At 68.0% G+C, this 12,436-nt stretch carries 14 protein-coding genes; 4 read left to right on the top strand and 10 right to left on the bottom strand.

Annotation, left to right across the window (positions count from 1 at the left end):
* Positions 1-33 precede the first annotated feature (33 nt).
* From ftsX to prfB, 3 genes are all read right to left on the bottom strand, one after another.
* Positions 34-948: a permease-like cell division protein FtsX gene (gene ftsX / locus ACSGC5_RS08660; protein WP_434970238.1), complete on the bottom strand. Its 915-nt coding sequence runs from the start codon at positions 946-948 to the stop codon at positions 34-36.
* Positions 945-2,066, bottom strand: coding sequence for a cell division ATP-binding protein FtsE (gene ftsE / locus ACSGC5_RS08655; protein ID WP_434970237.1), 1,122 nt, complete (start codon positions 2,064-2,066; stop codon positions 945-947). The genes ftsX and ftsE overlap by 4 nt, the downstream gene beginning before the upstream one ends.
* A 79-nt stretch (positions 2,067-2,145) precedes the next feature.
* Entirely contained in the window at positions 2,146-3,258 is a 1,113-nt protein-coding gene (gene prfB / locus ACSGC5_RS08650) for a peptide chain release factor 2 (protein ID WP_434970236.1), read from the bottom strand.
* A gap of 25 nt (positions 3,259-3,283) precedes the next feature.
* On the opposite strand from prfB, the gene ACSGC5_RS08645 reads away from it, so the two are divergent.
* Entirely contained in the window at positions 3,284-4,603 is a 1,320-nt protein-coding gene (locus ACSGC5_RS08645; protein ID WP_434970315.1) for an MFS transporter, read from the top strand.
* 3 nt (positions 4,604-4,606) lie between these two features.
* Here ACSGC5_RS08645 and ACSGC5_RS08640 read toward each other — a convergent pair whose 3' ends face one another.
* Positions 4,607-4,975 carry a rhodanese-like domain-containing protein gene (locus tag ACSGC5_RS08640; RefSeq protein WP_434970235.1) on the bottom strand — a complete coding sequence of 123 codons (369 nt, stop codon included), beginning with the start codon at positions 4,973-4,975 and terminating at the stop codon, positions 4,607-4,609.
* Positions 4,976-5,032: 57 nt separating this feature from the next.
* On the opposite strand from ACSGC5_RS08640, the gene ACSGC5_RS08635 reads away from it, so the two are divergent.
* Entirely contained in the window at positions 5,033-5,419 is a 387-nt protein-coding gene (locus ACSGC5_RS08635) for a thioredoxin family protein (RefSeq protein ID WP_434970234.1), read from the top strand.
* A 42-nt stretch (positions 5,420-5,461) separates the two neighbouring features.
* Here the strand turns inward: ACSGC5_RS08635 and ACSGC5_RS08630 are convergent, their stop codons facing one another.
* Positions 5,462-6,193 carry an alpha/beta fold hydrolase gene (locus ACSGC5_RS08630; RefSeq protein ID WP_434970233.1) on the bottom strand — a complete coding sequence of 244 codons (732 nt, stop codon included), beginning with the start codon at positions 6,191-6,193 and terminating at the stop codon, positions 5,462-5,464.
* A 165-nt stretch (positions 6,194-6,358) separates the two neighbouring features.
* Here ACSGC5_RS08630 and ACSGC5_RS08625 point away from each other — a divergent pair, with 165 nt between their 5' ends.
* Positions 6,359-9,100 carry a cation-translocating P-type ATPase gene (locus tag ACSGC5_RS08625; protein WP_434970232.1) on the top strand — a complete coding sequence of 914 codons (2,742 nt, stop codon included), beginning with the start codon at positions 6,359-6,361 and terminating at the stop codon, positions 9,098-9,100.
* A gap of 75 nt (positions 9,101-9,175) precedes the next feature.
* Here ACSGC5_RS08625 and ACSGC5_RS08620 read toward each other — a convergent pair whose 3' ends face one another.
* Positions 9,176-10,495: an FAD-dependent oxidoreductase gene (locus tag ACSGC5_RS08620; protein ID WP_434970231.1), complete on the bottom strand. Its 1,320-nt coding sequence runs from the start codon at positions 10,493-10,495 to the stop codon at positions 9,176-9,178.
* A 72-nt stretch (positions 10,496-10,567) separates the two neighbouring features.
* Between ACSGC5_RS08620 and ACSGC5_RS08615 the strand changes: the two genes are divergently transcribed.
* The gene (locus tag ACSGC5_RS08615; RefSeq protein WP_434970230.1) at positions 10,568-10,855 is read left to right on the top strand and encodes a hypothetical protein; all 288 of its coding nucleotides are present in this window, start codon (positions 10,568-10,570) and stop codon (positions 10,853-10,855) included.
* A 29-nt stretch (positions 10,856-10,884) separates the two neighbouring features.
* Here the strand turns inward: ACSGC5_RS08615 and ACSGC5_RS08610 are convergent, their stop codons facing one another.
* Genes ACSGC5_RS08610 through ACSGC5_RS08595 form a run of 4 tightly spaced genes read right to left on the bottom strand, consistent with a single transcriptional unit; the run spans position 10,885 to position 12,419 of the window.
* Positions 10,885-11,331: a pilus assembly protein TadG-related protein gene (locus ACSGC5_RS08610; protein ID WP_434970229.1), complete on the bottom strand. Its 447-nt coding sequence runs from the start codon at positions 11,329-11,331 to the stop codon at positions 10,885-10,887.
* Positions 11,328-11,819 carry a TadE family protein gene (locus ACSGC5_RS08605; protein ID WP_434970228.1) on the bottom strand — a complete coding sequence of 164 codons (492 nt, stop codon included), beginning with the start codon at positions 11,817-11,819 and terminating at the stop codon, positions 11,328-11,330. The genes ACSGC5_RS08610 and ACSGC5_RS08605 overlap by 4 nt, the downstream gene beginning before the upstream one ends.
* Positions 11,791-12,189, bottom strand: a complete 399-nt coding sequence (locus ACSGC5_RS08600; protein WP_434970227.1) for a TadE/TadG family type IV pilus assembly protein — start codon at positions 12,187-12,189, stop codon at positions 11,791-11,793. Before ACSGC5_RS08600 ends, ACSGC5_RS08605 begins: the two co-directional genes overlap by 29 nt.
* An 11-nt stretch (positions 12,190-12,200) precedes the next feature.
* Positions 12,201-12,419, bottom strand: a complete 219-nt coding sequence (locus ACSGC5_RS08595; RefSeq protein WP_434970314.1) for a hypothetical protein — start codon at positions 12,417-12,419, stop codon at positions 12,201-12,203.
* Positions 12,420-12,436 lie beyond the last annotated feature (17 nt).

The raw sequence follows: 12,436 nt of genomic DNA, 5'->3' as shown, positions 1-12,436 counted from the left end.
CTGCTCCCTCGCTCGCGACTTCCGGCTCGGGGCTCAGGCCCGGAGCCAGCGACGGATGGCGAAGCCCGCGGACAGTGCAGCAAGCACGATCCCGATGCCGATGAGGACCGGGATCACGAGGATCACATCAGCGGTGTCGACCCAGGTCGCCACGAACGTGATGCGGGAGCGCAGATATTCCTGCACCCCGAACTGCACACCCGCGACGACCGCGAGACTTGCCAGCACCGAGCCGATGAGCGCGGCGAAGACACCCTCGAGGATGAACGGGGTCTGGATGAACCGGTTAGATGCTCCGACCAGCCGCATGATCCCCAGTTCCCGTCGACGCGCGTAGGCCGACAGACGGATGGTGGTCGAGATCAGCAGAACCGCAGCGATCAACATGAGGCCTGCGACCCCCACCGCCACGTAGGTTGCGACCGTCAGCGCCGAGAACAGCGGCTCAAGGTATTGCAGCTGATCGTTGACTTCTTCGATACCGTCGGCACCCGCGAAGGCCTCCGAGATAACGGCCGACTTGCTCGGATCTGCGAGAGTGATGCGGAACCTCGCGCCGAACTGGTCCTCGGTGAGGATGCCGTCGTACTCATCACCGAGAAGACTCAGCGCGTCCTCGTAGACCTGCTCGGCGCTGTCGTACTGCAGGTCGCTGATCAGCGGCGAGAGAGAGTCCGAATCGAGTTCAGCCCGAACCGCGTCGATCTGCTCCTGGGTCGCGACCCCGCCCGCGCAGCTGGCCACCTGCGACAGCGAGCTGCACATGTAGATCTGCACCTGCGCACGATCGGCCCAGAACGCACGCATCGTGCCGATCTGCAGCTGCATGAGCATCGCGGCACCGACGAAGGTCAGCGACACGAAGGTCACGAGGACAACCGAGATCACCATCGACGCATTGCGTCGCAGACCGCTGAAGGCCTCCCCGAGGACGAGCCCGACCCTCATGAGGTGGGTCCGACTTCGTCGTCGCGCTGCTGCGCATTCAATCCCAGGCGTTCGGCGAGCCCGAGCTCTTCGACCTCGACCTCCGGAATGTCGATGACCGGCACCGGTTGCGTGGCCGGTCGAGGCGCAGGCTTCGCCTCCGTCGAGGGGGCATCGGTGGATGATCCGCGATCGTCGGCGGCCGATGGAACCTCGCCGACGGCTGGAGCGGGCACGTCCGGATCCACAGGAGCGGGGCGGACCTCCGCGAGCGGTGACGCGACCGGCGCTGTCGACGGATCGTCGGCGACGTCGAGAGCGGCAGCCACGGCGATCTCGGCATCCGTAACGGTCGGTTCGATACCGACCTCGCGCTGCAGTTCGAGCACCGCCGTGAGGGCAGCGGCAGCCGCGGCCCCGCGCACCTGCTCGGGCTGGAGCCGCGGCAGTCCCGAGGTGTCGCCGTACCCGCCGTGGCGCTCGTCACGCATCATCTGGCCGCCGCGCAACTCGATGACGCGGCGCTTCATCTGGTCGACGAACCCGGCCTCGTGCGTGGCCATGACGATCGTCGTGCCGCCGGCGTTGATCCGCGCCAGCAATTGCATGATGTCGATCGAGGTCGCCGGGTCGAGGTTTCCCGTGGGCTCGTCGGCCAGTAGCACCTGGGGACGGTTGACCAACGCGCGCGCGATGGCGACGCGTTGCTGCTCACCGCCCGACAGTTCATGCGGCATCCTCTTCTGCTTATCGGCGAGTCCGACCAGGGCAAGCGCCTCGGGTACTGCCTGCTTGATGAACCCGCGCGAGGAGCCGATGACCTGCAGCGTGAAGGCGACGTTCTGGAAGACCGTCTTGTTCGGAAGGAGCCGGAAGTCCTGGAAGACCGCGCCGACGTGGCGCCGGAAGTAGGGAACCTTGCGGTTCGCGAGCGTACGCAGGTCGCGTCCGAGCACGAGCACGTTCCCGGAGGTGGCGACATCCTCCCGCAGGATGAGGCGTAGACACGATGACTTACCCGACCCCGATGCGCCGACGAGGAACACGAACTCGCCGCGGAGCACTTCGAAGCTCACCTGGTCGAGGGCGGGTTTCGCGGTGCCCCGGTATCGCTTGGTGACGTTCTCGAACCGGATCATGGCGATCTGAGCCTAAGCGCGCCACCGTGCAGGGGCGGGTGCGACACCCGAGGGCGCTCAGTCTCGCGTATCGCGCGACTCAGTCGTCGTTGTCTTTGCGCTTTCGCCACCGGATGCCGGCCGCGATGAATCCGTCGAGGTCGCCGTCGAACACGACGGCGGGGTTGCCAACCTCGTATCCGGTGCGTAGGTCCTTGACCAGCTGCTGTCCGTAGAGGAAGTAGGAGCGCATCTGATCGCCCCAGCTCGCGGTGATGGTTCCGGCGAGTTCCTTCTTCTTGGCCGCTTCCTCCTCACGCTTGAGGAGGAGGAGCCGAGTCTGCAGAACACGCATCGCGGCGGCACGGTTCTGGATCTGACTCTTCTCGTTCTGCATCGACACGACGATTCCCGTGGGAAGGTGCGTGATGCGCACCGCGGAGTCGGTCGTGTTGACGGACTGGCCGCCGGGACCGGACGAGCGGAAGACATCGACGCGGATGTCGCTCTCCGGGATGTCGACCTCGACAGCCTCTTCCATCACCGGGATGACCTCGACCGCAGCGAATGAGGTCTGACGTTTGTCGGCCGCACCGAAGGGGCTGATCCGGGCGAGACGGTGGGTGCCGGCCTCCACCGAAAGGGTGCCGTAGGCATACGGGGCGTCGATCTCGAACGTGGCCGACTTGATGCCGGCACCCTCGGCGTAGGAGGTGTCCATGACCTTCACGGGGTACTTGTGTCGCTCGGCCCAGCGCAAGTACATGCGCATGAGCATCTCGGCGAAGTCTGTCGCATCGTCGCCGCCCGCGCCCGAGCGGATCGTGACGACGGCCGCCCTATCGTCGTATTCGCCGTCGAGGAGGGTCTGCACCTCGAGGTCGCCGATGACTCGTTCGAGTTCGGCAAGCTCGCGTCGCGCCTCACCCGCCGACTCCTCGTCCTCCATCTCGTTGGCGAGCTCGACGAGCACCTCGAGGTCGTCCAGGCGTTGCGCGACGGCGGTGATGCGGGACATCTCCGCCTGCCGGTGACTGAGAGCGCTCGTCACCTTCTGCGCCTTCTCGGGGTCGTCCCACAGGTCGGGCGCGCCCGCTTCGTCGCTCAGCCGGGCGATCTCGGCGGCGAGCGCGTCGACGTCGACAACGGACTGGATGTCGGTGAACGTGGAGCGCAGGGCCTGGATGTCGGCGGACAGATCGAGTTCGAGCATGACAGTCCAGACTAACGTGGAACTGATGGTCGATCCCCCCGCACCGATCCGCGCGCGCGACGTTCTGTGGCGGTTCGGGCCTATGGTGTACCTGCCCACCGTGCTGTTCGCGCTCGGTGAGGGGGCGGTGATCCCGCTCATTCCCGTCATCGCGGCCCAACTCGGCGCCGATGTCGCGGGAGCGGCTCTGGTCGCGTCCGCGCTCGTGGTCGGGCAGCTCGCCGGCAACCTGCCGGCGGGATGGGCGGTGGCGCGGTTCGGCGAGCGCGTCACCATGGGCGTTGCCGGGGCGATCGCGCTCGTCGGCGTCGCGGGCATGGTCCTGGCGCCGATGCTCGGGGTGTTCGCGGCATCCGTGCTGCTCATCGGGCTCTGCGCGGCGGCTTTCGGGCTTGCCCGGCACTCGTTCATGACGACACGGGTTCCGCTGTCCTTCCGGTCGCGGGCGATGTCGCTGCTGGGCGGCACCTTCCGCCTCGGCATGTTCGTCGGGCCGTTCGTGGCCGCCGCGCTGCTTGCGCTGTTCGGTGACGAGCACGCGGCGATCTGGTTCTTCGGGGTGTGCCTGGCCGCCACCGTGGTCCTGGTGGTCTTCGGCCCCGACCCCGAGCAGCAGTTCGCGCCGACCGAGGCGACCGTGTCAGCGAATGCCACCGGTGAGCGAGATGACCGCGAACTCGACGGCGAGGACACCGGGGAAGCGATCACCGGGAGCATCCGGATACCGGGGCGACGCGAGAGCGTCTTCGTCGTCGCCTGGCGGTACCGCGCCGTCCTGTCCCGCCTCGGCGTCGCGGCAGCATCCTTGGCGGCTGTCCGCTCGGCACGACAGGTCGTCTTGCCGCTGTGGGGCGTCTCGATAGGACTGGATGCCCAGACGATCGCGTTGGTCGTCGGCATCTCGGGCGCGATCGACTTCGCGCTGTTCTACGCGAGCGGACAGGTCATGGATCGGTTCGGGCGTCTTTGGGCAGCCCTCCCGGCGATGCTGCTCATGGGCCTCGGCTTCCTCGCGCTCGCGTTCACGCATGACCTCGATTCGTCGGCCATGTGGTTCGCGATGTTCGCTGCGGTGCTCGGTGTCGGCAACGGCCTCTCCAGCGGCATCCTGCTCACCCTCGGCGCCGACGTCGCGCCGCGCACGGACCCGGCCCCCTTCCTCGGCTCGTGGCGGATGCTCACCGATGCCGGTGGGGCCATCGCGCCGCTGCTGGTGTCGGGGATCGCTGCACTGTCGACCCTGCCGCTGGCGACCGGGACCATCGGCGTGCTCGGACTGCTCGGGGCGGCAGCCTTTGTGCGCTGGGTTCCCCGATTCGTGCCGCGTCCCGGCCGCCTCGGCTGACGCTCAGTCGGTCACGATCGGGATACCGGTCGAGGACGACGCCGCGTCGACGCCGCCGGCATCCGTGACGTTCTCGAAGCCGAGGCCCTCCATGATCGCGACCGCCTGCGCGGACCGGTTCCCCGTGCGGCAGTAGACGATGTACTCCCCGTCGGCGGGCAGCTGTGAGATCTCCTGCTCGAACGCACCCGACTGCAGATCGATGTTCACGGCGCCGTCCAGGTGGCCCTGCGCGTACTCCCCCGGTGTGCGCACATCGACGATCACGGCATCCGAGGAAACCTCGAGGCTGGGTGACGATGAACACGCCGCCAGACTCGTGGCGAGGGCGGCGGCGGCGAGCGCGGCCAGAAGCAGTCGGATGCGTCTCATGGGGGGTCCTTCCGATCACACGAGATGAGGTATACCCCCTAGGGTATAATACGAATCATGGCAACCCGCGAGATCACCCTCGAGACGATCGAAGAGACCATTACCGAGCCCGGCATCGTGCTCCTGGACTTCTGGGCCGCATGGTGCGGACCCTGCCGGATGTTTGCGCCCGTGTTCGAGAGCGCATCGGATGCGCACCCCGACATCGTGTTCGGAAAGGTCGACACCGAAGCTCAGCAACAGCTCGCCGCCGGCTTCCGCATCACCTCGATCCCGACGCTGATGGCCTTCCGCGACGGCATCCTCGTCTTCTCACAGCCCGGCGCGCTCGCCGCCCCGCAGCTCGAACAGGTGATCACCGCCGTCGAAGGACTCGACATGGATGACGTGCGGCGACAGGTAGCCGCGCAGAAGGCCACCCAGAGCGAGGACCCGGCGACCTGAGGGCGGGCCCCCGCCTGTTTGCCAGATGGCGCTGAGTATCGATCAGACGGTGCTGAGTGCTCGTGAGGGCGCTCGCAGCACGTCATCGAGTGCGTCCAGGAGGGCCTCGGGCTTGAGCAGCTGCATCTCGTGGCGGCTCAAGAACTCGCGCACGTCCCACCCGTGAGCGGTGAGGCGTTCGAGGTATCGACCGCGCAGCAACCGGGACTTGGTGGCCTTCACAACCGTTGACGGGACCGGCGGCGGAGCGGGCTCAACGCGGTGAGCATCCAGTTCCCGCACCACCGACACAGCCATGAGGCGATCCCAGCGACGCGTGCTCGCCCGAAGGCGACGGCGCAGGGGCGCGGGCACGGCCGGATCGACGACCGAGAGCATCCGTGCCACCACCGGGCCCGCCATGCGGTACGTGAGCAGCCGTCGCCCCGCCACGCCGGCATCCACGTCGAGCGCAGGGTCGAGGTAGACGGCGTGGCCGGGCTGCAGTCGCGCCGCGGCGTCGGCAAGGACGCGGCCGCCCAGCGAGTGCCCGATCGCCAGGTCTAGTTCCGAAGGCAGGGTCTCGACGAGGTCGTCGGAGAAATCGCGGAGGCGATAGTGGTCGGCGCGAGGGCTGGAACCGTGTCCGCGCAGGTCGACCGCGAGCACACGCATCCGGTGCCGGCGCGAGAGCCGCTCGGCGAAATCCTGCCAGAGCAGACCCGACCCACTGATGCCGTGGACGATCGCTGCGGTGCGCTCACCGCTTCCGAATTCGTGTACCGCCAGACGCACATATCGACGGTACGCCCGCCAGCTATGAGCCGGCTCGGAGGGCAGCCGTGAGATTCCTGCATGTCCTTCCCGCATCCGCCGAAGACGTATCGGCCGGCGGGTGCCGCCGACCCCTGTCCGCCGCGTGAGGGCTCTCGATAGGATCGCCCCGGCGAAGGGATCCGCATGAGCGAACATGCCGCGACACCATCCGTAGGCAGCGGACCAACACCGGCATCCGATCCGACGACGTGGTGGGCGACGGATGCCGCCGCCGTCGCGTCTGATCTGGGCACGGATGCCGTGCGCGGCCTGACCAGTGCCGAAGCCGCCCGACGCCTCGCGAGCTATGGGCCGAACACGATCCCCGCTCCCCCTGCGCCGAGCGCGTGGACGATCGCGTTGCGGATGCTCGCGGATCCGATGAATCTCATGCTCGTCGCGGTCGTCGTGGTGAGCCTGATCATCGCCCAGTTCGCCGTCGCCTTCATCGTTGCTGCCCTCATCGTGCTGAACGTGGTTCTCGGGACTCGCCAGGAACTCGCCGCCCGGGCGAGCGTGGACGGTCTTGCGAACCTGCAGATCCCGCATGCCAAGGTCGTGCGCGACGGGTCCCTCCGCGAAGTCCCCGCGCCGGAGGTGGTCCCCGGCGATCTCGTGCAACTCGAAGCGGGAGATCTCGTGCCGGCCGACGGCCGCATCCTGCGCTCGGCCAACCTCCAGACCCAGGAGGCGGCGCTCACGGGAGAAAGCGCACCCGTCGACAAGGATGTCGCAACGATCGACGGACACGATGTTGCCCTGGGCGACCGCGCCAACATGCTGTGGCAGAACACCACCGTGACGCGCGGCACTGCCGCGATGGTCGTGACCGGAACCGGGATGTCGACCCAGATGGGACAGATCGCGGCGATGCTCACCGCTGTCGCGCCCTCCAAGTCGCCGCTGCAGCGTGAGCTCGACGGCCTCACGAAGGTGCTCGGCTTCGTCGCGTGGGGTGCCGTGGCGATCATGATCATCCTGGGTCTCCTGCGCGGCGAGACGATCGCGACGGTACTGCTGGTGGGAATTGCGATGGCTGTCTCGGCAATCCCGTCCGCCCTCCCGACCTTCGTGCAGGGGATGCTCGCATACGGCGCCCGGCAGCTGGCCGAACACCGCGCTGTCGTGAAGAACCTCAGCGACGTCGAGACGCTGGGCGCGACATCCGCCATCAACTCCGACAAGACCGGCACGCTGACCCTCAACCAGATGACCGCCACAAAGCTCTATGCGCTCGGGCAGTGGTTCACCGTCGAGGGCGAGGGGTATCGCAAGACCGGGGCCCTGCGGCACGCCGCAGGCAAGGAGGTTCCCGACTTCACGCCGCTCGCCTACGGCCTGTGCCTGAACTCCGACGCGACAGTCTCCGACTCGGGCGTCGTGGTCGGCGACCCCACCGAGGCCGCCCTCGTCGTGCTGGCCGCGAAGCTCGGCGTGGACGCCGAAGAGAGCCGCCGCGCCTACCCGCGCGAGGCCGAGGTGCCCTTCGACTCGGCCTACAAGTTCATGGTGACCTTCCACCACGCGCCGCTGCAGGGCGCTGAGACGTTCCTGGCGACGATGAAGGGCGGGCCGGATGTCGTCATCGACCGCTGCTCGCACGTCGTCACCGCCGACGGCGTGGTTCCCATCGCGGACGCGAAGGACATCATCCTGGAGGCAAACGCCGAGCTCAGCCGCAACGGCCTGCGGGTCCTGGCGATTGCTGTGCGTGATCTGCCTGGGCAAGAGGCGACAGCGAAGGCCGACCCGATGTCCCTCGCCGAGGACTTCACCTTCGTCGCGCTCGTCGGCATCATCGATCCGCTGCGACCCGAGGCGATCGAGGCGGTACGGATCGCCGGTGAGGCGGGCATCGAGGTGCGCATGATCACCGGCGACCATGCCGTGACCGCCGCCGCGATCGGACGCGAACTCGGCCTCGGCCCGGGAGCGATCAGCGGGCCCGAGCTGCGAGCGCTCAGCGACGAAGAGCTCACGGCGCGTCTGCCCGAACTCCACGTGTTCGGCCGCGTCACCCCCGAAGACAAACTGCGGATCGCCCGGCTCATGCAGGAGCGCGGCGACGTCGTCGCGATGACCGGGGATGCCGTCAACGACGCCGCAGCCCTCAAGCAGGCCGATATCGGGGTTGCGATGGGATCGGGCAGCGAGGTGACCAAGCAGGCCGGCAAGATGATCCTCACCGACGACAACTTCGGCACGCTCGTCGAGGCGATCCGGCTCGGCCGGACGATCTACGACAAGATCGTCAGCTACGTCCGCTACCAGATGGCGACCCTGTTCTCGCTCGTGCTGCTGTTTCTCGTGTCCAGCATCCTCGACATCAACAACGGCACACCGATCACGCCCCTCATGGTGCTGTTCCTGAGCTTTTTCATCACGTTCTTCCCCGTGATCGTGATCACCCTCGACCCGAGTCCCGCCGGGCTCATGAGTCAGCCGCCGCGCGACACCAAGGTTCCGCTCGCGAACCGCCGCTCGATCGCGCAGTGGCTGCTCTATGGCGTCGCGATCTTCGGGGTGGCTCTCGCCGCGATGCTCCTCTCCCCCGGCCAGCCGAGCCAGACCGAGCCGTCGGTGCCGGTCACGATGACCTTCGTCGTGCTGAGCCTCGGGTCGGTCCTCGCCGGATTCGCGATGCGCCGCGACCCCGGTTCGGGTCTTGCTGCGCCGATCGCCAACGCCCTGAAGTGGATGTGGATCCCGGTCGTGCTCACGGTGCTCTCGGTCGAACTCGACTTCATGAACGCGCTTCTCATGACGACACCGCTGGATGCCGCGCAGTGGTGGCTCGCGATCGGGCTCGCGCTCATCCCCCCGATCGTCGTCGAGGTCGACAAGCTCATCCGCCGCGGTCTCGCCGGGAGGCCTCGACCCGCATAACCACGGGCATCCGCACAACGACGGACACGTCGGCCCGAAGCATCCGTCGTTGTGCAGATCTCGGCCTGAGCGCGGCTAGGTCGAACTGCCGGCGCGGAGGACGGCCATGGCGCTGGCGACGAGTTCGTCATCCGTGAGCTGTGCGTTTCGCTCCGCGGAGGCGCCACCGGCGAAGCCCAACAGGACGGGCAGCCCGAACGCCTTGTAGCCGTTGACCCAGAACGGCCATGCGCCCGGGTTCTCGGGGTCGACGATGTTGATGACGTCGACGTCGGGGTCCCAGAAGACCTCGTCGAACGCGAGCCACAGTTTGTCGAGCAGTCCCATTCCGAGGGCCGAGATCGCGGCGGTCTTCTCGGCCGGAAGCGGTGGGTCGAAGGCGATGGCGCCGGCCTGGAGGACGCCGAGGGGCACCGTCACGATGGCGACAGCGCCGGTGAGGGTCTGGCCGTCGGCCCCGGTGGCGGTGACTCCGGCGGCATCCTGCGTGACGCTGGTCACCGGCCAGTCGGTGCGGATGTCGAGACCGGCCGCCGCCGCGGAGACCAGAGCGCCATAGCCGTCGCTCAGCAAGGCGTCACCGCCGCGCTGCTCCTCGCCCTCGTCGAGGGCTGCGATGGCGAGGCGATCGGGGTCTGCTCCGTACTCCCCTGCGATTTCGACGGCAACCGCCCACGTCTGCCCCGCGGTGAGAGTGGTGGGAAGCAGATCGGACAACGGGTGCGCCTCGGGGTCGGGAGCATCGGATGCCTCGTCCGCCACCGCTTCCAGCCACTGAAGCGCCGCTTCGTCACCACCGATCTGGTTCTCGTAGTCGAACGGGATCAGGTCGGACCCGGCATCCGCTGCCAGCTCGGTCATCGGGTTGTCAGCGGAGCCATGGATCCAGGAGGCGCCGAGGTCGGCGACCCCGCCTGCGAACGGAACCGTGTGGGCGCGCCCGCCGATCCGGTCGCGACCCTCGACCACCGTGACCTCTCGTCCGGCGTCGGCGAGAGCGCGAGCTGCGGCGAGTCCTGCGAGACCCGCACCGATGACGATGACCGACCCCGTCGTTTCCGCCACCTGTGCGGCAGCCCGCTCGCCGGAGTGCCACGCGCCGGTCGTCGTCGCGGGCGCGCTCGTCGAGGTCGCTTCACCGGCGAAGAAGAGGCGGCCTGCGGGGGCGGCGAGAAGCTCCCGCGCGCTCGAGCCGAGGTCACTCGGGGCCAGGTACGAGTAGGAACCGAGGGCGAACGGATCCGCTGACCAGGACGTCCGCAGGAACGACGCAGGCCGATCCGGAACTCGCGAACGGATGCCCGGGTCGCTGCCTCGCAGAGTACATGCGGCGAGCGCCGCAGAGACGCCGAGAGCGAGGCTGCCGAGCATCAGTGAGCGGCGGGACACATCCACGATCGAACGCTACCGCGCGGCATCCGTCTTGAGGGGGATCCGTTCGCCGCGCGACGGACGTACTCTCGGCTCATGTCGGATGCGTTCGGCTGGCTCGCAATAGCTGCGATCGCACTCGTGCCCGTGAGCTTCGTGATCGGCGGCGCAATCGCGTGGCGGCAGGGCCGAGCACTGCAGTCGTCGTCTAGCTCGGGAGGAACCTTCGGGATGGACGAGCTCTTCTACCCGTCAGCTCACAATGCACGGTTGGCGTGGGAGCAGGAGCAGATCATCCCCGCTCCCGCGCCAACTCCCGACAAGGGGCCCGGAATCATCGGAGCCGACGGCCGGATCATCATCGAGGTGAACGACTCGGAGTGAACTGCTTCTCATGCCCTCCTCACCATCTGTCACCGCAGAGCATTGCGGCTGGTGGCGGTGGCCTGGAGCGCGACGCCGTCGGGCACGAAGAGACTGAACACCGGCGGATGCCACTGCCCCGCGACCGTCACGCGAGCCGACACACCGTCGGGGGTGGATGCCGACACCAGGCTCGCGTCGGCATCCGACTGCGCCAGCAGCGCACTCGCCTGCGCATACACGTCGCCCGACGAGAGCTCGGCCCGCGGCGCACCACCGGCAATGGTGAGCGTGAACCCGTCAGCGCCGGCGAGCGCTGCCGCATCGGCGACGCTGTCGAGCCGCTTCTGCGCGAGATACAGACTCGTCGCATCAACCGTCACGAGGATCAGCACGATCGCGAGCATCGCATACCCGAGTACGAGCGGCAGGATGCTGCCCTCCTCGTCATCCGCCACCCACGCCGAATCGCGAAGCCGCCTCAGTAGCGACCTCATCCTCCGCTCCAGAACCGCGACATCCGCTGCACCGCACTTGCCTCGACCGGCACACTCGCGATCTCATCGAGACCGAGGACCGGCGGCGCGAGCGGCAACGAGACGCGCGTCGCGACGGAAACCCGAACTGTCGCCCCCGCTGTCGGGCAGGATGCCGACGCCGGAGCACACGAGATAGATAGGGACGTGGCGGAGGCATCGAGGTCGTACTCCGCCATCACTGCGGAAAGCACCTCGGAGGCGCTCGAACTGGCGGATGCCGCATCCGACGACAGCGAGATCGCCCGCGCGACATGGCGGGCTGCGGCTTCGGCGCCGAGCGCCTGGTGCTGAATCTGTCCGAGCGCGACGACGACGTAGATGAGCGGCACGAGCATGAGGAGTCCGACGGTGAGGAACTCGAGCGACGCCGACCCGCGCTCCTCGCGCAGCATCCGAGTCAGTCGCGTACGCCACCGGTCAGCGATCGAACGACTCCAGCGGAGCATGGGCGGTCACCTCCGTCTGCAGGCCGCTCGGCCACAGGCCCACGAGTGGGATGCTCGCCCGCACCGTGACCTCGACCACAGGCTGCCCGTCGATCACGACCTGGCGGGTGCCGACATCCGTGCCGTACTCGGGTCCGATCGCGCGGGTGATGACCTCGCGAGTGCGATCGACCGCTGAGCCGGTCGAGGTGTCGGCGAGTGCGCCGTAGTACGCCCCCTCGACCGCGGCGTCGTGCACGACGTTTCGGACGTAGGTGGCGACGCCGAGCTGAATGACGCCGAGTGTGAGGGCCGTGAGCAGCGCGGCGACCATGACGAACTCGACCGGAGCCGAGCCCCGGTCGTCGCCCCAGAAGCCACGGTCGTTCACAGTCAGCCGCCTCAGAACCCCGATACGCGGGAGATCGCCTGTTCGAACAGACCCGACAGCGCCGGCCCCGCGAGCGCCCAGATCAGCACCACGAGCCCCGCGGTCATCAGTGTGATCAACACCCAGCCAGGGACATCGCCGCGGTCTTCCCGTAGAGCTGCGGCCACGCCGGCATCCTCCCGGTCGGTTCCCTCGCGCGGCGCGGTCGCTTCACGCAAGCGTTCCAGCATCCGTCTCATCGTCATCA

The organism is Microbacterium sp. bgisy207 (assembly GCF_965345035.1).
Taxonomy (GTDB): domain Bacteria; phylum Actinomycetota; class Actinomycetes; order Actinomycetales; family Microbacteriaceae; genus Microbacterium.
Note: the sequence above shows the minus strand (reverse complement) of the source record. Positions and strands in the feature narration are given on the sequence as shown.